The organism is Pseudomonas sp. 9.2(2024) (assembly GCF_039695385.1).
Lineage (GTDB): Bacteria > Pseudomonadota > Gammaproteobacteria > Pseudomonadales > Pseudomonadaceae > Aquipseudomonas > Aquipseudomonas paraglycinae.
In genome coordinates, this window is the sequence record NZ_CP155585.1 from 682,774 (window position 1) to 708,731 (window position 25,958).

Annotated in this window: 18 protein-coding genes; 14 read left to right on the forward strand and 4 right to left on the reverse strand. The window is 61.2% G+C overall.

The genetic code is table 11. The features are described 5' to 3' along the window. Nucleotides 1-73: 73 nt before the first annotated feature. On the reverse strand, nucleotides 74-2,293 hold the full coding sequence (locus ABFB52_RS03070; protein WP_129972286.1) for a primosomal protein N': 2,220 nt from the start codon (nucleotides 2,291-2,293) through the stop codon (nucleotides 74-76). A gap of 328 nt (nucleotides 2,294-2,621) precedes the next feature. On the opposite strand from ABFB52_RS03070, the gene rpmE reads away from it, so the two are divergent. From rpmE to ABFB52_RS03085, 3 genes are all read left to right on the forward strand, one after another. Continuing rightward, the gene (rpmE, locus tag ABFB52_RS03075; protein ID WP_064592895.1) at nucleotides 2,622-2,840 is read left to right on the forward strand and encodes a 50S ribosomal protein L31; all 219 of its coding nucleotides are present in this window, start codon (nucleotides 2,622-2,624) and stop codon (nucleotides 2,838-2,840) included. A 41-nt stretch (nucleotides 2,841-2,881) separates the two neighbouring features. Continuing rightward, nucleotides 2,882-3,664 carry a thermonuclease family protein gene (locus ABFB52_RS03080; RefSeq protein ID WP_085746413.1) on the forward strand — a complete coding sequence of 261 codons (783 nt, stop codon included), beginning with the start codon at nucleotides 2,882-2,884 and terminating at the stop codon, nucleotides 3,662-3,664. 185 nt (nucleotides 3,665-3,849) lie between these two features. Then, the gene (locus ABFB52_RS03085; RefSeq protein ID WP_007952395.1) at nucleotides 3,850-5,118 is read left to right on the forward strand and encodes a malic enzyme-like NAD(P)-binding protein; all 1,269 of its coding nucleotides are present in this window, start codon (nucleotides 3,850-3,852) and stop codon (nucleotides 5,116-5,118) included. Between the two features lie 351 nt (nucleotides 5,119-5,469). Here ABFB52_RS03085 and ABFB52_RS03090 read toward each other — a convergent pair whose 3' ends face one another. Then, nucleotides 5,470-7,917, reverse strand: coding sequence for a penicillin-binding protein 1A (locus ABFB52_RS03090; protein ID WP_085746415.1), 2,448 nt, complete (start codon nucleotides 7,915-7,917; stop codon nucleotides 5,470-5,472). 217 nt (nucleotides 7,918-8,134) lie between these two features. Between ABFB52_RS03090 and ABFB52_RS03095 the strand changes: the two genes are divergently transcribed. The 11 genes from ABFB52_RS03095 (at nucleotide 8,135) to hemE (ending at nucleotide 23,960) form a co-directional block, all read left to right on the forward strand. Continuing rightward, nucleotides 8,135-9,199: a pilus assembly protein PilM gene (locus ABFB52_RS03095; RefSeq protein WP_085746416.1), complete on the forward strand. Its 1,065-nt coding sequence runs from the start codon at nucleotides 8,135-8,137 to the stop codon at nucleotides 9,197-9,199. Then, nucleotides 9,199-9,765 carry a PilN domain-containing protein gene (locus ABFB52_RS03100; RefSeq protein WP_085746417.1) on the forward strand — a complete coding sequence of 189 codons (567 nt, stop codon included), beginning with the start codon at nucleotides 9,199-9,201 and terminating at the stop codon, nucleotides 9,763-9,765. Before ABFB52_RS03095 ends, ABFB52_RS03100 begins: the two co-directional genes overlap by 1 nt. Beyond that, the gene (gene pilO, locus ABFB52_RS03105; RefSeq protein WP_085746418.1) at nucleotides 9,762-10,385 is read left to right on the forward strand and encodes a type 4a pilus biogenesis protein PilO; all 624 of its coding nucleotides are present in this window, start codon (nucleotides 9,762-9,764) and stop codon (nucleotides 10,383-10,385) included. The genes ABFB52_RS03100 and pilO overlap by 4 nt, the downstream gene beginning before the upstream one ends. Then, entirely contained in the window at nucleotides 10,382-10,906 is a 525-nt protein-coding gene (locus tag ABFB52_RS03110; protein WP_074689563.1) for a pilus assembly protein PilP, read from the forward strand. Before pilO ends, ABFB52_RS03110 begins: the two co-directional genes overlap by 4 nt. Before the next feature lie 14 nt (nucleotides 10,907-10,920). Then, nucleotides 10,921-12,999, forward strand: a complete 2,079-nt coding sequence (gene pilQ / locus ABFB52_RS03115) for a type IV pilus secretin PilQ (RefSeq protein ID WP_129972287.1) — start codon at nucleotides 10,921-10,923, stop codon at nucleotides 12,997-12,999. A gap of 4 nt (nucleotides 13,000-13,003) precedes the next feature. Then, nucleotides 13,004-13,522, forward strand: coding sequence for a shikimate kinase AroK (gene aroK / locus ABFB52_RS03120; protein WP_045121685.1), 519 nt, complete (start codon nucleotides 13,004-13,006; stop codon nucleotides 13,520-13,522). A gap of 150 nt (nucleotides 13,523-13,672) precedes the next feature. Next, nucleotides 13,673-14,773, forward strand: coding sequence for a 3-dehydroquinate synthase (aroB, locus tag ABFB52_RS03125; protein ID WP_129972288.1), 1,101 nt, complete (start codon nucleotides 13,673-13,675; stop codon nucleotides 14,771-14,773). A gap of 10 nt (nucleotides 14,774-14,783) precedes the next feature. Further along, nucleotides 14,784-16,391, forward strand: coding sequence for an AAA family ATPase (locus ABFB52_RS03130; protein WP_085746420.1), 1,608 nt, complete (start codon nucleotides 14,784-14,786; stop codon nucleotides 16,389-16,391). Between the two features lie 350 nt (nucleotides 16,392-16,741). Continuing rightward, nucleotides 16,742-21,187 (forward strand): glutamate synthase large subunit, encoded by a 4,446-nt coding sequence (gene gltB / locus ABFB52_RS03135; protein ID WP_085746421.1) that lies wholly within the window; start codon nucleotides 16,742-16,744, stop codon nucleotides 21,185-21,187. A 33-nt stretch (nucleotides 21,188-21,220) separates the two neighbouring features. After that, a complete protein-coding gene (locus ABFB52_RS03140) occupies nucleotides 21,221-22,639 on the forward strand; it encodes an FAD-dependent oxidoreductase (RefSeq protein ID WP_007909438.1) in 1,419 nt (472 codons plus the stop codon). A 253-nt stretch (nucleotides 22,640-22,892) separates the two neighbouring features. Next, nucleotides 22,893-23,960, forward strand: a complete 1,068-nt coding sequence (gene hemE / locus ABFB52_RS03145) for a uroporphyrinogen decarboxylase (protein ID WP_007952372.1) — start codon at nucleotides 22,893-22,895, stop codon at nucleotides 23,958-23,960. 71 nt (nucleotides 23,961-24,031) lie between these two features. Here hemE and ABFB52_RS03150 read toward each other — a convergent pair whose 3' ends face one another. Then, nucleotides 24,032-24,676 (reverse strand): retron system putative HNH endonuclease, encoded by a 645-nt coding sequence (locus ABFB52_RS03150; protein ID WP_129972290.1) that lies wholly within the window; start codon nucleotides 24,674-24,676, stop codon nucleotides 24,032-24,034. After that, entirely contained in the window at nucleotides 24,673-25,941 is a 1,269-nt protein-coding gene (locus ABFB52_RS03155) for an AAA family ATPase (RefSeq protein WP_129972291.1), read from the reverse strand. The genes ABFB52_RS03150 and ABFB52_RS03155 overlap by 4 nt, the downstream gene beginning before the upstream one ends. Nucleotides 25,942-25,958 lie beyond the last annotated feature (17 nt).

Here is a 25,958-nt window from a genome sequence, read left to right on the forward strand (position 1 = left end):
TGCGAAGACGGGCTTGCCAACCTTAGCAGGCAGGATGTGGATGTGTGGTGACAATTCGGCCGGTTTTGCCCGGTCAGTACAGATCCACCGGATCGACATCCAGCGACCAGCGCACCGCACGGCCGCTTGGCATCTGCTCCAGTACCAGCAGCCAGCTCGCCAGCAATCGGTGCAGCGGCGCCCGGGCCGTGGCCTGCAACAGCAGCTGCGCGCGGAAGCGTCCGGCCCGGCGTTCCATCGGCGCTGGCACGGGTCCCAACAGTTCAATGCCGGTCAGGTTCTGTTCGACCAGCAAACGCTCGGCCTCGCTGCACGCCTCATCAAGAAAGCCTTCGGCCTGCCCCGGCTTGTGCGCTTCGGCGCGCAGCAGGGCGAGGTGGGCGAACGGCGGCAGGCCGGCGGCGCGGCGTTCGCTCAGGGCCTGCTCGGCGAAGGCGAAGTAACCCTGCTCGGTCAGTTGCACCAGTAAAGGATGGTCTGCGAGGTGGGTCTGGATGATCACCTTGCCCGGTTCTTCCGCCCGCCCGGCCCGGCCGGCAACCTGCACGATCAACTGCGCCATGCGCTCGCTGGCGCGGAAGTCACCGGAAAACAATCCGCCGTCGGCATCGAGGATCGACACCAGCGTCACCCGAGGGAAATGGTGACCCTTGGCCAACATCTGGGTGCCGACCAGAATGCACGGCTGACCTTTCTGGATCGTGGCGAACAACTGGTTCATCGCGTCCTTGCGCGACGTGCTGTCCCGGTCGACGCGCAACACCGGATAGTCCGGGAACAGAATCGCCAGCCGTTCCTCGGCCCGCTCGGTACCGGCGCCCACGGGCCGCAGATCGACCTTGTTGCACTTCGGGCACTGGCGCGGCACGCGCTCGACGTAACCGCAGTGGTGGCAGCGCAGTTCGCCGTAGCGCTGATGCACGGTCATCCGCGCATCGCAGCGCTGGCATTCGGACATCCAGCCGCAATCGTGGCACAGCAGAGTCGGGGCAAACCCCCGGCGGTTGAGGAACACCAGCACCTGCTGGCCGGCGGCGAGGGTCTGGCCGATGGCTTGCTGCATCGGCCCGGAAATGCCGCTGTCCAGTGGGCGACTTTTCACATCGAGGCGCAGGAAACGTGGCTGCTTGGCGCCGCCGGCCCGTTCGTTCAGGCGCAGGAGTCCGTAGCGGCCGGTGTAGGCGTTGTGCAGGCTTTCCAGGGATGGCGTCGCGGAGCCGAGCACGATCGGGATGTTTTCCTGCCGCGCCCGCACCAGCGCCAGATCCCGCGCGTGATAGCGCAGGCCTTCCTGCTGTTTATAGGAGCCGTCGTGTTCTTCATCGATGATGATCAGCCCCGGATTTTTCATCGGGGTGAACAGCGCCGAGCGGGTGCCGATAATAATGTCGGCCTCGCCGTCACGGGCGGCGAGCCACGCGTCCAGACGATCACGGTCGTTGACCGCCGAGTGCAGCAGGGCGATGCGTGCATTGAAGCGTTGTTCGAAACGGGCGAGGGTCTGCGGGCCGAGGTTGATCTCCGGAATCAGCACCAGCGCCTGCTTGCCGGCCTCGAGGGTTTCGCGGATCAGCTGCAAATAGACTTCGGTCTTGCCGCTGCCGGTGACCCCGGCGAGCAGGAACGCGTGATAACTGTCGAACCCGGCGCGGATCGCCTCGTACGCGGCGCGCTGCTCGCTGTTGAGCGGCAGTTCGGGCTGGGCCAGCCAGTGTTCATGGCGCGCGCCGGGGGCGTGGCGGCGCACTTCGACTTGCACCAGATCCTTGGCCAGCAGCAAATCGAGGCTGTCCTTGCTCAGCATCAGTTTGCTCAGCAACTGATGGGCGACGCCGTGAGGATGCTGGGCCAGCGTCGCCAGGGCTTCGCGCTGGCGCGGGGCGCGAGCGATGCGCGGGTCATCGAGGCTGGCGCCGGGAGCGGCGGACCAGAAGCGTTCCTGCCGAACCTCGGCCAGTTCGCCCTGACGCAACAGCACCGGCAGCGCCCAGCTCAGCGTGTCGCCGAGGCTGTGCTGATAATACTGAGCCGTCCACAGGCATAGCTTGAACAGCGCCGGCGGTAGCGGAGCGGTGGCGTCGAACAGGGCCAGCGCCGGTTTGAGCTTTTCCACCGGCACTTCGCTGGTGTCGGTGACTTCCACCAGAATCCCGATCATCTCCCGCCGACCGAACGGCACCCGCAGGCGCATGCCCGGTTGCAACTGCGAACGCAGCACACCGGCCGGGGCCCGATAGTCGAACAGGCGGCGCAGGGGCGAAGGCAGGGCGAGGCGCAGAATGGCGTCGGGCACGCGGAGGATTCTCATAGGCGGGGCGGTGGAGAAGGCCGGGAGCCTAGCAGACGGTCGGTCCTGTGTCCTCCATCAGGAAAGCGTTCAAATGTTGACGAGTGGATTTTGGCGTCAGGCAAGGCGCTACGACGACTCATAGCTTGCTATGGGGAGGAGTAGCAACGCAGCCTGACGTCAAAAGACGCCGTCAACATTGAACAGTCTTTTCTGATGGAGGGCACCCCTGACAGCTTGCGTGATCGGGATTGTCTGGTAGAATCCGCGGCCTAATTACGTGCGGTATTCAACAATCGTGTTGGATGGCGGCACGCCAGCTGAGGAAAACACCATGAAAGCCGATATCCACCCGAATTACCCAGAAGTTGCAGTAACTTGCAGCTGCGGCAACAAGTTCGAAACCCGTTCGACCTTCGGCAAAGCCCTGTCGATCGACGTTTGCAACGAGTGCCACCCGTTCTACACCGGTAAGCAGAAGACTCTGGACACCGGTGGTCGCGTTCAGAAGTTCGCCGACCGTTTCGGTGCTTTCGGCGCGAAAAAGGCCTAAGGCCCTTCATTCTGGAAAACCTCAGCGGCTTTTCCGGTCTGATGAAAAAGGCGTCCCTTGCGGGCGCCTTTTTTGTGTCCGCGATTTGGCTCTCCTCCGTTCAGGCCTTCTGCCCGGCGCCGACCGGTCTGGACAGCGCCACGGTTCAGCGGGTGGTCGACGGCGACACCCTGCGCCTGATCGACGGGCGCAATGTGCGGATGATCGGCCTCAATACGCCCGAACTCGGCAAGCAGGGCCGCAGCGACGAGCCGTTTGCAGTGGCCGCGCGCAAGCGCCTCGAAGCCCTGGTCGCCGAGAGCGACGGGCGGGTAGGCCTGCGACTCGGCGTCGAGTCCAGGGACCGTTACGGGCGAACACTGGCCCATGTTTTCAGCGCCAGGGGTGAGAATCTCGAAGCGCAGATGCTCGCCGATGGCCTCGGTTTCCAGGTTTCGGTAGCGCCAAATGTAGATCTGGTCGATTGTCAGCAAGCCGCTGAACGCCGCGCGCGACAGGCCGGGCTTGGCCTGTGGAAACGCTCACCTGTACTGAAAGCGGAGCAGATCGAGCGCTCGGGTTTCGCGCTGGTCAGCGGGCGTGTGAGCAAGGTTCAACGCAATCGCGGCGGAATCTGGATCGAGTTGCAGGACAAGCTTGTACTGCGCGTTGCACCCAATCTGCTGCATCGCTTCGATGGCGCCTCTCTGCAGGCATTGAAGGGCAAGCAGATCGAGGCTCGTGGCTGGGTGGTCGACCGTTCCCGGCGCGGTGGACTGAAATCAGGTCAGGCGCGCTGGTTGCTGCCGCTGACCGATCCTTCGATGCTCCAGCCGTCCCGCTGAATAAAAAAGTTGTAGACATTTTTTCTGTCGATTGTGAACAGTCTAGCCCTTGTGCGCCGTGGCTCTTGGCCCAAAGTCGTAGGGCAGGGCGCTTGACAGGGGTGACCGGGCAGTCTTGTGGGGACTTTGCGAGGCGCGTATCCTCGCTGACCAGTCTGTCCAACAGTAAAAAGCGGAATGCCAAAATGTCTGATCTGAAAACTGCCGCTCTCGAATATCATGCCAATCCTCGTCCAGGAAAGCTGAGTGTCGAGCTCACCAAGGCCACTGCTACCGCCCGCGACCTGTCGCTGGCCTACAGCCCCGGCGTAGCTGAACCAGTGCGCGAGATCGCCCGCGATCCTGAACTGGCCTACAAGTACACCGGCAAGGGCAACCTGGTTGCAGTCATTTCCGATGGCACCGCGATTCTGGGCCTGGGTAACCTCGGCCCACTGGCTTCCAAGCCAGTGATGGAAGGTAAAGGCGTGCTGTTCAAGCGCTTCGCCGGCATCGACGTCTTCGACATCGAAGTCGACTCCGAAAGCCCGCAAGCCTTCATCGACACCGTAAAACGCATTTCCATCACCTTCGGTGGCATCAACCTGGAAGACATCAAGGCGCCTGAGTGCTTTGAGATCGAGCGCGCTCTGATCGAGCAGTGCGACATTCCGGTATTCCACGATGACCAGCACGGCACCGCGATCGTGACCGCTGCGGGCATGATCAACGCCCTGGAAATCGCTGGCAAAACCCTGGCCGACGCCAAGATCGTCTGCCTGGGCGCTGGCGCAGCCGCCATCTCCTGCATGAAATTGCTGGTGAGCATGGGCGCCAAGGTCGAGAACATCTTCATGGTTGACCGTACCGGCGTGATCCACGCTGGCCGTGACGACCTGAACCAGTACAAGGCTGTGTTCGCTCACCCTACCGAGAAACGCACCCTGGACGACGCCATCGAAGGCGCTGACGTATTCGTCGGCCTGTCGGGCCCGAACCTGCTGAGCGCCGAGCAACTCAAGCGCATGGCGGCCAACCCGATCGTCTTCGCATGCTCCAACCCGGATCCGGAAATCTCTCCGGAACTGGCTCACGCCACCCGTAACGACGTGATCATGGCCACCGGCCGTTCGGACTACCCGAACCAGGTCAACAACGTACTGGGCTTCCCGTTCATCTTCCGCGGTGCCCTGGACGTTCGCGCCAAGCGCATCAACGAAGAAATGAAGATCGCTGCCGCCAACGCCCTGCGCGAACTGGCCAAGCTGCCGGTTCCTCAGGAAGTCTGCGACGCCTACGGCGGTATCTCCCTGGAATTCGGCCGTGAGTACATCATTCCGAAGCCAATGGACAAGCGCCTGATCACCGTGATCTCCGACGCCGTGGCCAAGGCCGCGATCGAGACCGGTGTGGCGACCCTGCCGTATCCGAAGAACTACCCGCTGAAAAGCGTGGATGACGTGTTCAACGGCTAAGTCGTTGTAGCGCTTCATGAAGAGCCCCGCTTTTTAAGCGGGGTTTTTTTTGTCCGTGAAAATGCGTTCCAGCTTCAAGGGCGGCCCTCACCCTAACCCTCTCCCAGGGGGAGAGGGGACCGAATGGGGGATATTGATGAGTTACGCCGACGTGAAGGCCCTGCTGTGAATCCATAATCGACTCGGTTATTCAGGTCGACGTACAGCGTCAGACACCTCGGTCAGTCCCCTCTCCCCCTGGGAGAGGGCTAGGGTGAGGGCGGCCTTTGATGTGAAACGCCATTCTCGGTACGACAGAAAACAAAAAGCCCCGCACTTCTTGCGAAGGCGGGGCTTTTTGGCGGATCAGGATCAGAACAAATCGATCGGCGCCTGTTCATCCGCCGGCAGCGGACTGCCCGGAACTGTGCCGTTGCCGATCTCATTGACCGACGGTGGCGTGTCCTCAGCCTTGAACAGCTCGAAGTACGCGCCTGGTGTGCTCGGCGATGCCGCACGACCGCTGACCGGATCGACCCGCAGGCTGAGGATGCCTTCCGGCTCCGGCTGGACGTGCGGCGGCTTGTCCTTGAGCGCGGCGGCCATGTAGTTCATCCAGATCGGCAGTGCCACGGTGCCGCCGAACTCTCGGCGACCGAGGCTTTCCGGCTGGTCGAAACCGGTCCACACGGTGGTCACGTAGTCGGCGTTGTAGCCGGAGAACCACGCGTCCTTGGATTCGTTGGTGGTACCGGTCTTGCCGGCGATGTCGCTGCGGCCCAGGGCTAGTGCGCGACGGCCGGTGCCGAGCTTGATCACGTCCTGCAGCATGCTGTTGAGGATGTAAGTAGTACGGCCATCGACGATGCGCTCGGCGACTGCTGGAGCTTGCGGCACAGCCGCGCTGCCCGGCGCTTCACCCGGAACCGGCGCGGCATTGACGGTAAACGACTCGGTAGCGGGTGCCGCGATGCCATCGGTGGCCGCGCCGCCCTGCGGTACGGTCGGCGGGTTGGCGACGAACAGCGTATCGCCGTTGCGGCTTTCGATCTTGTCGATGATGTACGGGGTGATCTTGTAGCCGCCGTTGGCGAAGGTGCTCCAGCCGGTGGCGATCTCCATTGGCGTCAGGGTCGCGGTGCCCAGCGCCAGGGACAGGTTTGGCGGCAGGTCCTGCTTGTTGAAGCCGAAACGGGTGATGTAGTCGATGGTCTTGCCTACGCCCATCGCCTGCAGCAGGCGGATCGACACCAGGTTGCGCGACTTGTACAGCGCCTCACGCAGACGGATCGGGCCGAGGAAGGTGTTGGTGTCGTTCTTCGGACGCCAGACCTTGTCCAGGTACTCGTCGACGAACACGATCGGCGCGTCGTTGACCAGGCTGGCGGCGGTGTAGCCGTTATCCAGTGCGGCGCTGTAGACGAACGGCTTGAAGCTCGAGCCCGGCTGACGCTTGGCCTGCATCGCGCGGTTGTAGTTGCTCTGCTCGAAGGCGAAGCCGCCGACCAGCGAACGGATCGCGCCGTTCTGCGGGTCCAGCGACACCAGCGCGCCTTGCGCCTGCGGAATCTGGCTGAATTTCAGCGAATTGTTCGGCTGGCGCTGCACGCGAATCAGGTCGCCGATCTGTGCCACATCCGACGGCTGACGCGGGTTGGCGCCCATGCTGTTGGTATTGAGGAACGGACGGGCCCATTTCATGGTGTCCCACGCCACGTGCTCTTCGCCCGTGCGGGTCAGCACTTGCAGGCCGTTCTTGTCGACCTGAGTGACGATGGCCGGCTCGAGGCTGCTGATGGTGCGTTGCTTGGTCAGTTCGGTGGCCCAGGCTTCGCGGGTCTTGCCCGGCAGGCGCGATTCAGGACCACGGTAGCCGTGACGCTGGTCGTAGGTCATCAGGCCTTCGTGCAGCGCGGTGTTCGCCATTTCCTGGAGGTTGCTCGGCACCGTGGTGGTAACGCGGAAACCTTCGGTATAGGCGTCGCTGCCGTAGCGACCAACCATTTCCGCACGGGCCATCTCGGCGATGTACGGCGCGTTCACTTCCGGTGTCGGCACGTGATAGCTGGCGTTCAGCGGTTCGTTGATCGCGGCGGTGTAGTCGGCCTCGGTGATCTTGCCGAGCTTGTACATGCGGCCGAGGATCCAGTCGCGCCGCTCCTTGCTGCGCGCCGGGTTGGCCAGCGGATTGAAGCGCGACGGGGCTTTCGGCAGGCCGGCGATCATCGCCATCTGCGCCAGGCTGACTTCGCGGATCGACTTGCCGTAATACACCTGTGCCGCCGCCTCGATGCCGTAGGCGCGGTTGCCCAGATAGATCTTGTTCACGTACAGCTCAAGGATCTCGTCCTTGGTCAGCTGGCGTTCGATCTGCAGGGCGAGAAGGATTTCAGTAGTCTTGCGCGAGAAGCTGCGCTCGCTGGTCAGGAAGAAGTTCTTCGCCACCTGCATGGTGATGGTGCTGCCGCCGGACTGGATGTGCCCGCTCTTGACCAGTTGCGTCGCGGCACGCATCAGGCTGCTCGGATCAACGCCATAGTGATTGGCGAAGTTGTCGTCTTCAGCACTTAGTAACGCATTGATGAAATTGGGGGGAATGTCGGCGAAACGGATCGGTGTGCGGCGCATTTCGCCAAATTCTGCGATCAACTTGTTGTCGCTGCTGTAGACCCGGAGCGGAATCTGCAACTGAATGCTTCTCAGCGCCTCCACAGATGGCAAACCCGGACTAAGGTAAAGAAACGCGCCGCTGAGACCTAAAAGCAGTCCGCAGAAAACGGCGACGATGGACCAACCGAAAAATTTCAGCAGACGAATCAAGGCTTTTGGACATCCACGGCAAAGAATGAATTGGGCGACAGGGTCCCGGCTAACACACAGAACGACCCGCGCCGGCAGTAAAAAGCGGAAAAAAACGCTGGGCATTATAAGCACTTTTCCGCTGGGGGCGTCATTTGCGCTTCTGTCAAGACGGGGCGAGGGAACGCAATGCGCATTACAGAGTCCGTAACTCACGGAAAGTCATAGGGAATTGGTAGTGCTAGGACTCTTCAATAAAAAGGCCAATACGTTACTGGGGATCGATATCAGCTCCACGTCGGTGAAGCTACTGGAGCTGAGCCGTCAGGGGGAGCGCTACCGGGTCGAGGCGTACGCGGTGGAGCCGTTGCCGGCCAACGCCGTGGTCGAAAAGAACATCGCCGAGCTCGAGGGCGTTGGCCAGGCTCTGTCCCGGGTGCTGGTCAAGGCGCGCACCGGGCTGAAAACCGTGGCGGTGGCGGTGGCTGGATCTGCGGTGATCACCAAGGTCATCGAGATGGACGCCGGGCTGTCCGACGACGAGCTGGAAAACCAGCTCAAGATCGAAGCCGATCAATACATTCCCTATCCCCTGGATGAGGTCGCCATCGACTTCGAAGTCCAGGGCGTTTCGCCGCGCAACCCCGAACGGGTCAACGTGCTGCTGGCCGCCTGTCGCAAGGAAAACGTCGAAGTCCGCGAAGCGGCGCTTGCACTGGCCGGGCTGACGGCGCGGGTGGTGGATGTCGAGGCTTATGCGCTGGAGCGCTCGTTCGGCCTGCTGGCCACGCAACTGGCCGCGTCACAGGATCGGCTGACGGTGGCCGTGGTCGACATCGGCGCCACCATGACCACCCTCAGCGTCCTGCACAACGGCCGGATCATCTATACCCGCGAACAGCTGTTCGGCGGTCGACAGCTGACCGAGGAAATTCAGCGCCGTTATGGCCTGACCCTTGAGCAGGCGGGGCTCGCCAAGAAACAGGGCGGTCTGCCGGACGACTACGTCAGCGAGGTGCTGCAACCGTTTCGCGAGGCGCTGGTGCAGCAGGTGTCGCGCTCCCTGCAGTTCTTTTTCGCCTCCGGCCAGTACAACGCCGTCGACCATATTCTGCTGGCCGGCGGCACGGCGTCGGTGCCCGGGCTCGATCGGCTGATCGAAGAGCGTCTGAACACCCCGACCCAGGTCGCCAACCCGTTTTCCGACATGGCCTTGAGCAGCAAGGTCAACGCCGGGGCCCTGGCGAGCGATGCGCCGGCCCTGATGATTGCCTGCGGGCTCGCGCTCAGGAGTTTCGACTGATGGCGCGGATCAACCTTTTACCCTGGCGCGAGGAGCGCCGCGAAGAACGGCGCAAACGCTTCCTGCTGGCCTTGACCGGCGTGGTGGTCGGTTCGGTGGGGGCGGTGCTCATTGCCGATCAGATCATCAGCGCCGCCATCGCGCGGCAGGTCGCGCGCAATGACTACATCGGCAAGCAGATCGCCGTGGTCGACGAACGGATCAAGCAGATCAGCGAGCTCAAGGCCCATCGTCAGCAACTGGTAGAGCGCATGCGCATCATCCAGGACTTGCAGGGCAACCGGCAGATCAGCGGGCGGATCTTCGATCAGCTGGCGCGCACCTTGCCCGACGGGGTGTATTTCACCGACGTGAAAATGGTCGGCAATACCCTGTCGATCAGCGGCGCGGCGGAGTCGAACAATCGGGTGTCCGACCTGATGCGCAACCTTGATGCCTCCGACTGGTTCGATGCGCCCAACCTCAATGAAGTGAAAGCCACCACCGCTGGCCAGGTGGATCAGGCCAACGTCTTCCAGCTGACCGTTCGCCAGACTCGACCCCGTATCGAGGAGGACGACCAATGAAGCCGTCCGAGTGGCTGGACAGCCTGCGCAATGTCGATTTCAACGACCTGGACACCAGCAACATCGGCTCCTGGCCGCCAGTGGTCAAAACCCTGGCCGGCGGGCTGTTGATGGTGCTGGTCCTGGCGCTTGGCTATAACTTTTTCATCAGTGACCTGGAGAACCAGCTCGAGCTCAAGCGTGAGGAGGAGGTCACCCTCAAGGAGCAATTCGCGAGCAAGGCGCGCATGGCGGCCAATCTGGAGCTGTACACCCAGCAGATGAAAGAGATGGAAAACTCGTTCGGTGTGCTGTTGCGGCAATTGCCCAGTGACACCGAAGTGCCGGGGTTGCTGGAAGACATCACCCGCACCGGGCTGGGCAGTGGTCTTGAATTCGAAGAGATCAAACTGCTGCCGGAGGTTACCCAGCAGTTCTACATCGAGCTGCCCATCCAGATCACTGTGACCGGCGCCTATCACGACCTTGCGACTTTCGTCAGCGGTGTGGCCGGGTTGCCTCGGATCGTCACTCTGCACGATTTCGAACTGGCGCCAGCCAATCCCGAAGGCGGGCCGAAGTTGCGCATGAGCATTCTGGCCAAGACTTACCGCTACAACGACAAGGGGCTGCAGAAATGAGCCCGATCCGTTTTATCGCCTTGTCGGCATTGTTGTTGGTGCTCGGTGGCTGTGGCGGCGATGACTTCAGCGACCTCGACGCTTACATGAATGAAGTGCGCCTGCGTCCGCCGGGCAAGATCGAGCCGACCCCGACCTTCCGCTCTTTCCCGACGTTCACCTACAGCGCCGCCAACCTGCGCAGTCCGTTTTCGCGTCAGCTGCGGGTCGATCTGGCCGGACAGAAACACGGCTCGCGCGACGTGAAACCCGATCCCAACCGGGTCAAGCAATACCTCGAAGGTTTCAACATCGAGCAGTTCGAAATGGTCGGCACGATTGCCAACGCCTCCGGTTCCTTCGCTTTGCTGCGGGGGGCGGGCGGGGTTCATCGGCTCAAGGTCGGCGATTACCTTGGGCGCAACGACGGGCGGATCGTTGCGATCAGCGCTTCACAGGTCGAGGTGGTGGAAATCGTTCCGGATGGCCAGGGCGCCTGGCTTGAGCGGCCGCGCACCATTCCTTTGAAAGAGCACTCATAAGTGGAAGTCGAATAATGAACAGGATTTTTTCCACCCTCGGTTTTTCGCTATGGATGGCGCTGCTTTCACCGATGGTACAGGCAGCCAATCTGAAGGCGCTGGACGTCGCGGCACTGCCGGGCGACCGGGTCGAGCTGAAGCTGTCGTTCGACGGTCCGCCCCCGCAGCCCAAGGGCTACACCACCGATTCGCCGGCGCGGATCGCCCTCGATCTGCCGGGTGTCGCCAGTCAGCTGGCGAGCAAGACTCGCGATCTGGGCAGTGGCAATGCCCGCACGGCCACGGTGGTCGAGGCCAATAACCGGACGCGGCTGATCATCAGCCTGACGCAACTGGCGCCGTACGACACCCGGGTCGAAGGCAATACGGTGTTCGTGGTGGTCGGGCAAGGCAGCAAAGCCGTTGCCCTGCGTACGGCGGCTCGTGCGCCGCGCGCAGCACCTGCGGCAGCGCCGGTCCGCACGTTTGCGCCGACCGCCAGGGCCATTCGCGGCGTCGATTTCCAGCGTGGTACGGCAGGTGAGGGCAATGTGGTCATTGATCTGTCCGACCCGGCCATTGCCCCGGACATTCAGGAACACGACGGCAAGATCATCCTCAATTTCGCGCGTACCCAATTGCCCGAGCCGCTGCGGGTGCGCCTCGACGTCAAGGATTTCGCCACCCCGGTGCAGTTCGTCAATGCCGGTGTCAGCGGTGATCGGGCGACGATCACCGTCGAACCCAGCGGTACTTTCGACTATTCCACTTACCAGACCGACAACAAGCTGACTGTCAGCATCCGGCCGTTGACCGTCGATGACCTGCAAAAGCGCAACGCCGACCGCAACAGCTATAACGGCGAAAAGCTCTCTCTCAACTTTCAGGACATCGATGTGCGTTCGGTGCTGCAACTGATCGCCGACTTCACCAACCTCAATCTGGTGGCCAGCGATACGGTGCAGGGCGGCATTACCTTGCGCCTGCAGAACGTGCCGTGGGATCAGGCGCTGGATCTGGTGCTCAAGACCAAAGGCCTGGACAAGCGCAAGGTCGGCAATGTGCTGCTGGTGGCACCGGCAGATGAAATCGCCGCCCGCGAACGGCAGGAACTGGAATCGCAGAAACAGATCGCCGAACTGGCGCCGTTGCGCCGCGAGCTGCTGCAAGTGAACTACGCCAAGGCTGCGGACATCGCCAAGCTGTTCCAGTCGGTCACCAGTGCCGAGGCCAAGGTCGACGAACGGGGTTCGATCACCGTCGATGAGCGCACCAACAACATCATTGCCTACCAGACCCAGGATCGCCTCGACGAGCTGCGGCGGATTGTGGCGCAGCTGGATATTCCGGTGCGTCAAGTGATGATCGAGGCGCGGATCGTCGAGGCCAACGTCGATTACGACAAGAGCCTGGGTGTGCGTTGGGGCGGCTCGATCCAGAACAAGGGCAACTGGAACACTTCCGGGGTCAGCAATGGCTCGTCGACCACCATCGGCACGCCGGGCAGCACCAGCACCAATTCGCCGTTCGTCGACATGGGCACGGTCAATAACACGTCCGGGATCGGCATCGCGTTCATCACCGACAACGTCTTGCTCGACCTTGAGCTGACCGCGATGGAGAAGACCGGCAACGGCGAAATCGTCTCGCAGCCCAAAGTGGTCACCTCCGACAAGGAAACCGCAAAGATCCTCAAGGGCACCGAGATTCCGTATCAGGAAGCCAGCTCCAGCGGCGCTACGTCGGTGTCCTTCAAGGAGGCGTCGCTGTCGCTGGAAGTGACGCCGCAGATCACCCCGGACAACCGCATCATCATGGAGGTCAAGGTCACCAAGGACGAACCGGACTACCTGAACAAAGTGCAGGATGTACCGCCGATCAAGAAAAACGAGGTCAATGCCAAGGTGCTGGTGAACGACGGCGAGACCATCGTGATCGGGGGCGTTTTCTCAAATACTCAGAGCAAGGTTGTAGATAAGGTGCCATTTCTTGGCGATGTGCCGTATCTTGGCCGCCTTTTCCGGCGTGATGTGGTTTCGGAGAAAAAATCCGAGCTGCTGGTATTTCTCACTCCGCGTATCATGAATAACCAGGCGATTGCTGTGAGTCGTTGATTCTGTGCGAAATTTGATTCTTGTAGGACCGATGGGGGCTGGAAAAAGCACCATCGGCCGATTACTGGCCAAAGAGCTGCGCCTGCCGTTCAAGGATTCCGACAAGGAAATTGAACTGCGTACGGGCGCCAATATCCCGTGGATCTTCGACAAGGAAGGCGAGCCCGGCTTTCGTGACCGTGAGCAGGCGATGATCGCCGAGCTGTGCGCGTTCGACGGCGTGGTGCTGGCGACCGGCGGCGGCGCCGTGATGCGCGATGCCAACCGCAAGGCCCTGCACGAGGGCGGGCGCGTCGTGTATCTGCACGCCTCCGTCGAGCAGCAGGTCGGCCGCACCTCTCGCGACCGCAATCGGCCGTTGCTGCGCACCGCCAATCCGGAAAAAACCCTGCGCGACCTGCTGGCGATCCGTGATCCGCTCTATCGGGAAATCGCCGATCTGGTGGTGGAAACCGACGAGCGGCCACCGCGCATGGTCGTGCTCGATATTCTCGACCGCCTGCAGCAACTTCCGCCCCGTTAAAGCGCCGCACGAAATGCGCTATCCTCGGCGACCTGTAATGGCCGCCAAGGGTTGTGGCGGATGGCGTGCGAGTGGCGTCACACCAGCACATGCCGTGAACATTCGATAATTCCAGGCAGGACGCCTGCTTCATCTTCATCGTGGGGACACATGCAGACACTCAAGGTCGACCTAGGCGAGCGCAGCTACCCGATTCACATTGGCGAAGGATTACTGGACCAGCCTGAACTGCTGGCCCCGCATATCCACGGGCGGCAAGTGGCAATCATCTCCAACGAGACCGTTGCGCCGCTCTATCTCGAACGTCTGACCCGCAGCCTGGCGCAGTTCTCGGTGGTTTCCGTGGTGCTGCCCGACGGCGAAGCCTTCAAGAATTGGGAAACTCTGCAACTGATCTTCGACGGCCTGCTGACCGCCCGTCATGACCGTCGCACCACGGTGATCGCCCTCGGCGGCGGTGTGATCGGCGACATGGCCGGTTTCGCGGCCGCCTGCTACCAGCGCGGCGTCGATTTCATCCAGATCCCTACCACGCTGCTGTCCCAGGTCGATTCTTCGGTGGGTGGCAAGACCGGGATCAACCATCCGCTGGGCAAGAACATGGTTGGCGCGTTCTATCAGCCGAACGTGGTGCTGATCGATACCGCGTCCCTGAAAACCCTGCCAGCGCGCGAGCTGTCGGCCGGCCTGGCGGAAGTCATCAAGTACGGTCTGATCTGTGATGAACCTTTCCTGACCTGGCTCGAAGACAACGTCGACGCCCTGCGTGCGCTGGATCAAGCGGCCCTGACCTATGCCATCGAACGCTCCTGCGCCGCCAAGGCGGCGGTGGTCGGCGCCGACGAGAAGGAAACCGGCGTACGGGCCACGCTCAACCTCGGCCACACCTTTGGCCACGCCATCGAAACCCACATGGGCTATGGTGTCTGGTTGCATGGTGAAGCGGTCGCCGCTGGCACCGTGATGGCGCTGGAAATGTCCGCGCGCCTGGGCTGGATCAGCGAGCAGGAGCGCGATCGCGGCATCCGCCTGTTCCAGCGTGCCGGTCTGCCGGTGATCCCGCCGGAAGAGATGACTGAAGCCGATTTTCTTGAACACATGGCAATTGACAAAAAAGTGATCGACGGTCGCTTGCGCCTGGTGCTGCTGCGCCGGATGGGCGAAGCGGTGGTGACCGACGATTATCCGAAAGAGGTTCTACAGGCCACGCTGGGAGCGGATTACCGCGCTCTGGCTCAGCTTAAAGGTTAATAAGATTCCGATGACTAGTTTGCATGCCGACGAGGCGTTCCTCGGCCATTTCCAGTTAAGTCACGACCCTTTCGCACCGCGGGTGCCGGGCTTCAAATTCTTCCCGGCCCAGCGCAAGCCGGTGCTGGGTCAGTTGCATCATCTGGCGCGTTACAGCCAGTTGCTGCTGGTGGTCACCGGCCCGCAGGGCAGCGGCAAGACCCTGCTGCGTCAGGCGCTGGTTGCCAGCACCAACAAGCAATCGGTGCAGAGCGTCGTCGTTTCCGCCCGTGGCGCCGGCGATGCAGCTGGTGTGCTGCGCCAGATCGCCCAGGCGCTGGACGTGGCCCAGGCCGAAGTCGGGGCGATCCTCGATCAGGTCGTGCAGCTGGCGCTGACCGGTCAGGAAGTCTATCTGCTGGTGGACGATGCCGAGCAGCTCGACGAGTCCGCGCTTGAAGCGCTGATGGCGCTGGGCGCCGGCGCGCCGGAAGGCCGTCCGCATGTGTTCCTGTTCGGTGAGTCGTCGCTGATCGCCCAGCTCGAGGCTTTGCACCTTGAGGAAGAGCGCTTCCACGTCATCGAATTGCAGCCGTACACCGAAGAAGAAACCCGCGAGTATCTCGACCAGCGGCTTGAAGGCGCCGGCCGGGGTGTCGAACTTTTCACCGCGGATCAGATCTCTGATATTCACGAAAGCTCCGAGGGTTGGCCGGGCAACATCAACCAGGTTGCTCGCGATGCTCTGATCGAAGTCATGATTGCCAGCCGCTCTGCGGTCAAGCGTCCAAGTATGGGGTTCAACATGCCGAAGAAACACGTATTGGCGATTTCCGCCGTCGTTGTGGTCGCGGTCGCTGCCGCCTGGCTGATGCCGGGTCGCAACAAGGCACCGACCACCGGTGCGCCGGCCAACGAGCAGGCGCAACTGCCCTTGGGCCAGGGTACGCCGCAAGCGGGTGGCGCACCGTCCGTCGAATTCAACGGCAATACCCAGCCGATGCCGCTGCCATTGGTCGGCAACTCGCAGCCGGTAATGCGCGGTCCGCTGGCTGAAGCCGCTGGGGGCATCACTGAAGGCGACGACGGCGTGCCGGTCGAAGGTTCCAGCAACACGCCACCGACCGTGACCACCACCGCGCCACCCGCGGGCGTTCAGGCCGGTCCGGCTCCTACGCCAGTTCCGGTTCCAGTCCCGTCAGCCAAGCCGACCCCGGCGCCGACCCAGGTAGCTACCGCCAAGCCTGTGCCTGCTCCGGCAGCTCCAGCGGCCAAACCGGCTCCGGCGCCTGCCAAGCCTGTTGCCGCCGCCAAACCGGCCGAGAAGCCGGTCACCGTCGCCAAGGCCGCCGGTGGCAGCTGGTACGCCGGTCAGCCGACCAGCAACTACGTGGTGCAGATCCTCGGTACCAGCTCCGAAGCGACCGCGCAAAACTTCGTCAAGGAGCAGGGCGGCGAGTACCGTTATTTCAAGAAAGTCCTCAACGGCAAGCCTCTCTACGTGATCACCTACGGCAACTTCGCCAATCGTGATGCAGCCGTTTCTGCCATCAAGGCCTTGCCAGCGAAGGTTCAGGCTGGTAAACCTTGGCCTCGCACTGTCGCCAGCGTCCAACAGGAACTGGCAACAACTCGCTGAAGATTCGGCGGCCTTACCCAGGCCGCCTCTCCAAGCACCTCAAAATCTCTACAAGTGCGCGCCGTCTCTACAGACCGCGTGCCTTGTGGTGTCTGCGTCACAGTAGTCTTTGAGTCGTTGCGGTCAAAATTAAAAAAGTTTTGACTAGCACAGCAGATCGCTTTAAACCTTTCACAAATGCGACATGAATTTGCGACATTTCGTCGTCAAATTTGTGAGCCTCTGTGTCGCTGTGTACAATGACCACCCTTTTGCCCCCGCAAAGCCGGCGTACGTTCGGCGCGGCAAGCAAGTGGTTGAATTGAAAAGAAATTTGCCTCGTTAAGAGGCAGCCTGGTGAGAAAGTGTCTATGAAAGCAGGTCTGTACCAACCAGATGAATTCAAGGATAACTGCGGTTTCGGCCTGATAGCCCATATGCAGGGCGAACCCAGTCATACCCTTTTGCAAACGGCCATCGAGGCCCTGACCTGCATGACCCACCGCGGTGGGATTAATGCCGACGGCAAGACCGGTGACGGTTGCGGTCTGCTGATTCAAAAGCCCGACGCGTTCCTGCGTGCCATTGCCCAGGAAACCTTCAGCGTCGAGCTGCCCAAGCAATATGCCGTGGGCATGGTCTTCTTCAATCAGGATCCGGCCAAGGCCGAAGCCGCTCGCGAGAACATGAACCGCGAGATCCTGGCCGAAGGCCTGCAATTGATCGGCTGGCGTAAAGTGCCGATCGACACCAGCGTCCTCGGCCGCCTGGCCCTTGAGCGCCTGCCGCAAATCGAGCAGGTGTACATCGGTGGTGAAGGCCTGAGCGATCAGGACATGGCGGTCAAGCTGTTCAGCGCCCGTCGTCGTTCGTCGGTGGCCAACGCCGCCGACACCGATCACTACATCTGCAGCTTTTCCCACAAGACCATCATCTATAAAGGCCTGATGATGCCGGCCGACCTGGCCGCGTTTTATCCGGACCTGAGCGACGAGCGCCTGCAAACCGCAATCTGCGTGTTCCACCAGCGCTTCTCCACCAACACCCTGCCGAAATGGCCGCTGGCCCAGCCATTCCGCTTCCTCGCCCATAACGGCGAGATCAACACCATCACCGGCAACCGCAACTGGGCCCAGGCCCGTCGCACCAAGTTCACCAACGATCTGATGGATCTGGAAGAACTCGGCCCGCTGGTCAACCGTGTCGGTTCTGACTCCTCGAGCATGGACAACATGCTTGAGCTGATGGTCACCGGCGGCATCGACCTGTTCCGTGGCGTGCGGATGATCATTCCGCCAGCGTGGCAGAACGTCGAAACCATGGACCCGGATCTGCGTGCGTTCTACGAGTACAACTCGATGCACATGGAGCCGTGGGACGGCCCGGCCGGCGTGGTAATGACCGACGGTCGCTACGCGGTGTGCCTGCTCGACCGTAACGGTCTGCGCCCGGCGCGCTGGGTCACCACCACCAACGGTTTCATCACCCTCGCGTCGGAAATCGGCGTGTGGGACTACAAGCCTGAGGACGTGATTGCCAAAGGCCGTGTCGGCCCGGGCCAGATCTTCGCCGTGGACACCGAAACCGGGCAGATCCTCGACACCGACGCGATCGACAACCGTCTCAAATCCCGTCATCCGTACAAGCAATGGCTGCGCAAGAATGCCCTGCGCATCCAGGCGACCATGGAAGACAACGACCACGGTTCGGCTTTCTACGACGTCGATCAGCTCAAGCAGTACATGAAGATGTATCAGGTCACGTTCGAAGAGCGCGATCAGGTACTGCGTCCGCTTGGCGAACAAGGCTACGAAGCCGTTGGCTCGATGGGCGACGACACGCCGATGGCCGTGCTGTCCCAGCGCGTGCGCACGCCGTACGACTATTTCCGCCAGCAGTTCGCGCAGGTGACCAACCCGCCGATCGACCCGCTGCGTGAAGCGATCGTGATGTCGCTGGAGATCTGCCTCGGTGCCGAGCGCAACATCTTCCAGGAATCGCCGGAGCACGCTTCGCGCGTGATCCTCAGCTCGCCGGTCATTTCCCCGGCCAAGTGGCGCTCGCTGATGAACCTCGACCGCCCGGGTTTCGAGCGGCAGATCATCGACCTCAACTACGACGAAAGCGTCGGCCTCGAAGCGGCGATCCGCAACGTCGCCGATCAGGCTGAAGAAGCCGTGCGCGCCGGTCGTACCCAGATCGTACTGAGCGATCGCCATATCGCTCCTGGCAAACTGCCGATCCACGCCTCGCTGGCCACCGGCGCGGTGCACCACCGCCTGACCGAAAAAGGCCTTCGCTGCGACTCCAACATCCTGGTTGAAACCGCCACCGCACGCGATCCGCACCACTTCGCCGTGCTGATCGGTTTCGGCGCCTCGGCGGTCTATCCGTTCCTCGCGTACGAAGTGCTGGGCGACCTGATCCGTACCGGTGAAGTGCTGGGCGACCTCTATGAGGTGTTCAAGAACTACCGCAAAGGCATCACCAAAGGTCTGTTGAAGATCCTGTCGAAGATGGGCATCTCGACCATCGCGTCCTATCGCGGTGCTCAGCTGTTCGAAGCCATCGGCCTGTCCGAAGAAGTCTGCGACCTGAGCTTCCGTGGCGTGCCGAGCCGCATCAAAGGTGCGCGTTTCATCGACATCGAAGCCGAGCAGAAAGCACTGGCCACCGAAGCCTGGAGTCCGCGCAAGCCGATCCAGCAGGGCGGTCTGCTGAAGTTCGTCCACGGTGGCGAATATCATGCGTACAACCCGGACGTGGTCAACACCCTGCAAGCCGCCGTGCAGCAGGGCGACTACGCCAAATTCAAGGAATACACCTCGCTGGTGGACAACCGTCCGGTGTCGATGATCCGCGACCTGTTCAAGGTCAAGACCCTCGACACGCCGCTGGACATCAGTGAAGTCGAGCCGCTGGAATCGGTGCTCAAGCGCTTCGACTCCGCCGGTATCTCGCTGGGCGCCCTGTCGCCGGAAGCTCACGAAGCCCTGGCCGAAGCCATGAACCGCCTCGGTGCGCGTTCCAACTCCGGCGAAGGCGGCGAAGACCCGGCGCGCTACGGCACCATCAAGAGCTCGAAAATCAAACAGGTCGCGACCGGCCGTTTCGGTGTGACCCCGGAATACCTGGTCAACGCCGAAGTGCTGCAGATCAAGGTCGCCCAGGGCGCCAAGCCGGGCGAGGGCGGGCAACTGCCGGGCGGTAAAGTGAACGGGCTGATCGCCAAGCTGCGTTACGCAGTGCCGGGCGTGACCCTGATTTCGCCACCGCCGCACCACGACATCTATTCGATCGAAGACTTGTCGCAGCTGATCTTCGACCTGAAACAGGTCAACCCGAAGGCGCTGGTTTCGGTGAAACTCGTGGCTGAAGCGGGCGTCGGCACCATCGCCGCCGGTGTGGCCAAGGCCTATGCGGACTTGATCACCATTTCCGGCTATGACGGTGGCACCGGTGCTTCGCCGCTGACCTCGATCAAATACGCGGGCGCTCCGTGGGAACTCGGCCTGGCCGAAACCCACCAGACCCTGCGCGGCAACGACCTGCGCGGCAAGGTTCGGGTACAGACCGACGGCGGCCTGAAGACCGGCCTCGACGTGATCAAGGCAGCCATCCTCGGCGCCGAAAGCTTCGGCTTCGGTACTGCACCGATGATCGCGCTGGGCTGCAAATACCTGCGTATCTGCCACCTGAACAACTGCGCCACCGGCGTCGCGACTCAGAACGAGAAGTTGCGCAAGGATCACTACATCGGCACCGTCGACATGGTGGTGAACTTCTTCACCTACGTCGCCGAAGAAACCCGTGAGTGGCTGGCCAAGCTGGGCGTGCGCTCCCTCGAAGAGCTGATCGGCCGTACCGATCTGCTGGAAATCCTCGAAGGCCAGACCGCCAAGCAGCATCACCTGGATCTGACTCCGCTGCTCGGCAGCGACCACATCCCGGCGGACAAGCCTCAGTTCTGCGGCGTCGAGCGCAACCCGCCCTTCGACCAGGGCCTGCTGGCCGAGAAAATGGTCGAGATGGCGACGTCGGCGATCAACGACCTCAGCGGCGCCGAGTTCGATCTGGACATCTGCAACTGCGACCGTTCGATCGGCGCACGGATCTCCGGCGAAATCGCGCGCAAGCACGGCAACCAGGGCATGGCGAAAGCGCCGATCACCTTCCGCTTCAAGGGCACTGCCGGTCAGAGCTTCGGCGTGTGGAACGCCGGCGGTCTGAACATGTACCTTGAAGGCGACGCCAACGACTACGTCGGCAAAGGCATGACCGGTGGCAAGCTGACCATCGTGCCGCCGAAGGGCAGCGTTTATAAGACTCAGGAAAGCGCCATCATCGGCAACACCTGCCTGTACGGCGCCACGGGCGGCAAGCTGTTCGCCGCCGGCACCGCAGGCGAGCGTTTCGCCGTGCGCAACTCCGGTGCCCACACGGTCGTGGAAGGCACTGGCGATCACTGCTGTGAGTACATGACCGGTGGTTTTGTCTGCGTTCTGGGCAAGACCGGTTACAACTTCGGCTCTGGCATGACCGGCGGTTTCGCCTACGTGCTCGATCAGGACAACACCTTCGTTGACCGGGTCAACCACGAACTGGTGGAAATCCAGCGGATCAGCGGCGAGGCGATGGAAGCCTATCGCAGCCACCTGCAGAACGTGCTGAACGAGTACGTCGCGGAAACCGACAGCGAGTGGGGTCGTGAGCTCGCCGAGAACCTCGATGACTACCTGCGTCGTTTCTGGCTGGTCAAGCCGAAGGCTGCCAACCTGAAGTCGTTGCTTTCCAGCACCCGTGCCAACCCGCAGTGATATGCGCCTGAAGAGTTTGATGAGGTTTTAACAATGGCTGAACGTCTGAATAACGACTTCCAGTTCATCGATGTCGGGCGCAAGGATCCGAAGAAGAAACTGTTGCGTCAACGCAAGAAAGAGTTCGTGGAAATCTACGAACCGTTCAAACCCCAGCAGTCGGCCGACCAGGCCCACCGCTGCCTGGGTTGCGGCAACCCGTATTGCGAATGGAAGTGCCCGGTGCACAACTTCATTCCGAACTGGCTGAAGCTGGTGGCCGAGGGCAACATCCTCCAGGCCGCCGAGCTGTCGCACCAGACCAACACCCTGCCGGAAGTCTGCGGCCGGGTGTGTCCGCAGGACCGTCTGTGCGAGGGTGCCTGCACCCTCAACGACGGATTCGGTGCGGTGACCATCGGTTCGGTCGAGAAGTACATCACCGACACCGCATTCGCCATGGGCTGGCGCCCGGACATGTCCAAGGTCAAGCCGACCGGCAAGCGTGTCGCGATCATCGGCGCGGGCCCGGCGGGCCTCGGTTGTGCCGACGTGCTGGTGCGCGGCGGCGTGACCCCGGTGGTGTTCGACAAGAACCCGGAAATCGGCGGTCTGCTGACCTTCGGCATCCCCGAGTTCAAGCTTGAGAAGACCGTGCTGAGCAATCGCCGCGAAGTCTTCACCGGCATGGGCATCGAATTCCGCCTCAACACCGAGGTCGGCAAGGACGTGACCATGGAGCAACTGCTCGCCGAATACGATGCCGTGTTCATGGGCATGGGCACCTACACCTACATGAAAGGCGGTTTTGCCGGTGAAGATCTGCCGGGCGTTTATGACGCGCTGGACTTCCTGATCGCCAACGTCAACCGCAACCTGGGCTTTGAAAAGTCGCCGGAAGATTTCGTCGACATGAAAGGCAAGAAGGTCGTGGTGCTGGGCGGCGGCGACACGGCGATGGATTGCAACCGCACGTCGATCCGCCAGGGCGCCAAGTCGGTGACCTGCGCTTATCGTCGTGACGAAGCGAACATGCCCGGCTCGCGCAAAGAGGTGAAGAACGCCAAGGAAGAAGGCGTGAAATTCCTCTACAACCGCCAGCCGATCGCCATCGTTGGCGAGGACAAGGTCGAAGGCGTGAAGGTGGTCGAGACCCGTCTCGGCGAACCGGACGCCCGTGGCCGTCGCAGCCCCGAGCCGATTCCGGGTTCCGAAGAGATCATCCCGGCTGACGCCGTGGTCATCGCTTTCGGTTTCCGCCCGAGCCCGGCGCCGTGGTTCGAGCAGTTCGAGATCCAGACCGACAGCCAGGGCCGTGTCGTTGCGCCCGAGCAGGGACAGTACAAGCACCAGACCAGCAACCCGAAAATCTTCGCTGGTGGCGATATGGTGCGCGGTTCCGACCTGGTGGTGACGGCGATCTTCGAAGGCCGCAATGCAGCTGAAGGGATTCTGGATTACCTGGGCGTCTAAACCCGGATCCTGAGCCAAAAGCAATAAGCCTGTGGGAGCGGGCCTGCTCGCGATGGCGGTGAATCAGTCACCAGACGTATTGGCTGACAATCCGCTATCGCGAGCAGGCTCGCTCCCACAGTTGTTTCTCGCTGTTGCTGATGCCCCGTATTTATTGCGACAAATTGACCCGATAGACAAAAGGCTGACCTGCATCCGTGCCTTTTGCGTCGCGCTCTGAGAAAATGCCCGCACTTTTTTTCCGGATGCCGACATGACTGCCCTGAAGAACGACCGTTTCCTCCGCGCCCTGCTCAAGCAACCCGTAGACGTCACCCCTGTGTGGATGATGCGCCAGGCCGGCCGCTACCTGCCGGAATACCGCGCCAGCCGCGCCCAGGCCGGTGATTTCATGAGCCTGTGCATGAATCCGGAATTCGCCTGCGAAGTCACGCTGCAACCCCTCGACCGCTATCCGCAACTGGACGCGGCGATCCTGTTCTCCGACATCCTCACCATTCCCGATGCCATGGGCCAGGGCCTGTACTTCGAGACCGGTGAAGGTCCGCGCTTCAAGAAAGTCGTCAGCACCCTGGCCGACATCGAAGCCCTGCCGATCCCGGATCCGCACAAGGATCTCGGCTACGTGATGGACGCGGTCAGCACCATCCGCCGCGAGCTGAACGGCCGTGTACCGCTGATCGGTTTCTCCGGCAGCCCGTGGACCCTCGCCACGTACATGGTCGAAGGCGGCTCGTCGAAAGACTTCCGCAAGACCAAGGCGATGCTCTACGACAACCCGCAAGCCATGCACCTGCTGCTGGACAAGCTGGCGCAGTCGGTGACTTCTTACTTGAACGGCCAGATCCAGGCCGGCGCGCAAGCGGTGCAGATCTTCGATACCTGGGGCGGCAACCTGTCGGCGGCGGCGTATCAGGAATTCTCCCTGGCCTACATGAAGAAAATCGTCAGCGGCCTGATCCGCGAGCACGACGGTCGCAAGGTGCCGGTGATCCTCTTCACCAAGAACGGCGGCCTGTGGCTGGAAAGCATCGCCGACGCCGGCGCCGACGCACTGGGTCTGGACTGGACCTGCGACATCGGCAACGCCCGCGCCCGCGTCGGCGACAAGGTCGCGCTGCAAGGCAACATGGACCCGACCGTGCTGTACGCCAAGCCGGAAGCGATCCGCACCGAAGTCGGGCGCATCCTCGCCAGCTACGGTAAAGGCAGCGGCCACGTGTTCAACCTCGGCCACGGCATCACCCCGGAAGTCGACCCGGAACACGCCGGCGCGTTCCTGCGTGCGGTGCATGAGTTGTCGGCGCAGTATCACGAGTAATCGGCGCTCAGCGCTAAAGGTAGAAAACAAAAACGCCCGGCTTATGCCGGGCGTTTTTGTTTGCGATGGGTTTAGCGTCCGAGGAGCTGTTCGGCGTAGCGGGCGATGATGTGGTCGAAGGTTTTTTGATTGGGAATCGCGGTATTTCTGATCGCCGTCACCAACCGCTCAAGCTCTTCCTCGCTGACTTGCATGACCAACTCGTCATCGAAGAGGCGGCGGATTGTGTCCTGCCGTCGATTTTTGAGGTAGGGGATGTCTAGCGCCAATACCTCGATCATCTTTGTGGCGGGAAGGTCGTTAGAGTCCTTTGGCTGGATTTCGCCGGTTCGCAGATATCGGAAGCGCTGTTCACAGTTCTCGTCAGTGGGAGAAATGTGTTGGTTTTCGTCGAACCAGTTGCCCTTCTTATGGCCGCAGTGCAACGGATTGCCGGGCTTGGTTTCTCGCAGGCAGGAGGCATGAAGGTTGTGAAACTCCAACGCCAGCTCTTCGAAATGCTCTTGAGGTCTGAAGTGCTCGATATGGCTGGTCGAGGCATCTATTTCCCGGCCGCAATAACAGCAGAAGAAGCCTTGCTCCTTAAGCAGGGCATTATGTAAATCGCGTTTTTGCGGGTTTTGTAGCGTTGGGTAAGTTGGACTCCACTCGTCGTTCGCCGAGTTTTTCCAATCTGTAAATGAAGCGGGTTCAGTTCCTTTGAGCACTCGCTTCATTTGCCGAGAATCTCCTTGCGCCTGATCAGTGCTTCGGCGCCGGCGAATTCCGGTAGGTCGGGGGCTTTCTTTTTCAGCGCCTCAAGTTGTGATTTTGCCTTTTCGAGGTCGTTGTCTTCCAACGTGGAAAAAAGCTCGGACAGCAGATCTTCGATCTCTGGTTCGCGCTGCGTAACGCCCATTACCTCTTCAAGCACGCTGCTGGAATCCAGACCGTAGGTGACCCGCGGATGAGTAGGATCCCCGTTGTGCAACACGATGACTTCCTCAGGCTTCAGGCTGCCGATGATTTGTGGGGAATGGCTTGCGGCGATGAACTGGACTTTGGGGAATGCCTGTCTCAATGCCGGGGCGATGCTGCGTTGCCAGGCCGGATGCATATGGATATCCAGTTCGTCGATGATCACCACGCCGGAGGTGTTTTTCAGAACGTCCTTACCCATGTGGGGGTTGAGGATGCACATGCGGCGGGCGATATCGGCGAACAACGCAACCATCCCGCGCTGACCATCGCTAAGCTCATTGAAAGGAGTGGTCTTTCCATCCAGGTCGATCAACAAGCTTTGCAGCCGGAGGTCATAGCGAAAATTTTGTGCGTGGGGAATAGCGCGCTCGATCGCAGTGTTTACCCAGTAAAGTTCGTCGTCGAACTCAAGTGACTGGGTGTTGGAATCAAGGAGGTTCTGCATCCGTTCGAGCGTTCTACCGATTAACCAACTTTCAAATTCTCTGAGATCCGCAACTGCATCGAACCAGTTAACGTAGGCATCGAAGCGCGAGACGCGTTGTTTCGCGGCGAACTCAGCAGATACTCCTACCCCTTGCCAGCGGCGATTGGAGCGATAGAAAGCAAGCACAGGCAAATCGACTGGAATGGCCAGGTTGATTTTCTGTTTTAGTTTGTCTATCTCGGCGTCGAATACTGAATCTACAAGATGGGGCAAGTCTTCTGCATCTCGTTTCAGGACCCAGTCTGTAGTTCCGAAGAAACTGCCTATGCCATGTACCAGTAATGGGAACTTGCGCTCAAAGCGGCTTCTGTTTTCAAAACGATCTATGACAAAGCGAATGTCTTCATTTTTTATAGAGGTCTGACTTGGCTTCATGGCATTGCCGAGTTCGATGAACGAAACGGCAACCGCCTGCAACAACGAACTCTTCCCGCTCCCATTAACCCCCACCACCAGATTAAACCCTGGCTGAAAGTCGAACGTGGCATCTTCGTAGCAACGAAAATTCTGAATGTGGAGACGGTCCAGGCGCATTCTGGCTTCCTTTACCA

Bases quoted from the DNA above. Each gene is read 5' to 3' on its own strand.
- ABFB52_RS03100 (WP_085746417.1), top strand. From the start codon at position 9,199: ATGGCGCGGATCAACCTTTTACCCTGGCGCGAGGAGCGCCGCGAAGAA.
- ABFB52_RS03150 (WP_129972290.1), bottom strand. From the start codon at position 24,676: ATGAAGCGAGTGCTCAAAGGAACTGAACCCGCTTCATTTACAGATTGG.
- ABFB52_RS03130 (WP_085746420.1), top strand. From the start codon at position 14,784: ATGACTAGTTTGCATGCCGACGAGGCGTTCCTCGGCCATTTCCAGTTA.
- rpmE (WP_064592895.1), top strand. From the start codon at position 2,622: ATGAAAGCCGATATCCACCCGAATTACCCAGAAGTTGCAGTAACTTGC.
- ABFB52_RS03110 (WP_074689563.1), top strand. From the start codon at position 10,382: ATGAGCCCGATCCGTTTTATCGCCTTGTCGGCATTGTTGTTGGTGCTC.
- aroB (WP_129972288.1), top strand. From the start codon at position 13,673: ATGCAGACACTCAAGGTCGACCTAGGCGAGCGCAGCTACCCGATTCAC.
- gltB (WP_085746421.1), top strand. From the start codon at position 16,742: ATGAAAGCAGGTCTGTACCAACCAGATGAATTCAAGGATAACTGCGGT.
- pilQ (WP_129972287.1), top strand. From the start codon at position 10,921: ATGAACAGGATTTTTTCCACCCTCGGTTTTTCGCTATGGATGGCGCTG.
- ABFB52_RS03140 (WP_007909438.1), top strand. From the start codon at position 21,221: ATGGCTGAACGTCTGAATAACGACTTCCAGTTCATCGATGTCGGGCGC.
- ABFB52_RS03085 (WP_007952395.1), top strand. From the start codon at position 3,850: ATGTCTGATCTGAAAACTGCCGCTCTCGAATATCATGCCAATCCTCGT.
- ABFB52_RS03155 (WP_129972291.1), bottom strand. From the start codon at position 25,941: ATGCGCCTGGACCGTCTCCACATTCAGAATTTTCGTTGCTACGAAGAT.
- hemE (WP_007952372.1), top strand. From the start codon at position 22,893: ATGACTGCCCTGAAGAACGACCGTTTCCTCCGCGCCCTGCTCAAGCAA.
- pilO (WP_085746418.1), top strand. From the start codon at position 9,762: ATGAAGCCGTCCGAGTGGCTGGACAGCCTGCGCAATGTCGATTTCAAC.
- ABFB52_RS03080 (WP_085746413.1), top strand. From the start codon at position 2,882: ATGAAAAAGGCGTCCCTTGCGGGCGCCTTTTTTGTGTCCGCGATTTGG.